Source organism: Lutimonas saemankumensis (assembly GCF_020171465.1).
Taxonomy (GTDB): Bacteria; Bacteroidota; Bacteroidia; order Flavobacteriales; family Flavobacteriaceae; genus Lutimonas; species Lutimonas saemankumensis.
Genome location: NZ_JAIUZR010000011.1, coordinates 1 through 554, shown reverse-complemented (window position 1 = coordinate 554; position 554 = coordinate 1). Strand labels below are relative to the sequence as shown.

General features: G+C 45.3%; 1 pseudogene. It reads right to left on the bottom strand.

Going from position 1 to position 554, the window contains the following annotated elements:
• Positions 1–554 (bottom strand): annotated as a pseudogene (locus LCM02_RS15895) (hypothetical protein); the annotation flags it as partial.

The window sequence follows — 554 nt, the reverse complement described above, 5'->3', positions numbered from 1 at the left end:
GTGATCGTACCGGCACATGCATCTGTCGTGGTTGGTGCTACAGCTGTGGCTGAACACTCTCCTGTTACATTAGCCAGGGTTGGTGCAACCGGTGCCGTAATATCATCTACCACTACTGTCTGCTCCTGAGTTGAAGTATTTCCATTACCTCCTGAATAAGTCCAGGTGATTGTGTAAATACCCTGAGCTGTATAAGTAAGCGGATCTGTCGTTGTTCCATTGATTACAACTCCTCCACAACCATCTAATGCTGTTGGAACTGTCGTTACTGTAGCACTACATTCTCCTGTAATTGTTGGTAAAGTAGTTACCACCGGTGCTGGAACTCCTGTGTCCTGAACTTCAACCTGTTGTGTTTGACTGGAAGTATTTCCATTTCCGTCATCATATGTCCAAGTAACAGTGTACACACCAACTGCTGAATACGTTGTTGGATCTGTTGTTGTAGCTGTTACGGTTCCTGCACAATCATCTGTTGCCGTTGGTGCAACCAATACAGCCGTACACTCACCAATTATATTTGGTAAAGTAGCCACATCAGCAACAGGTGCTGT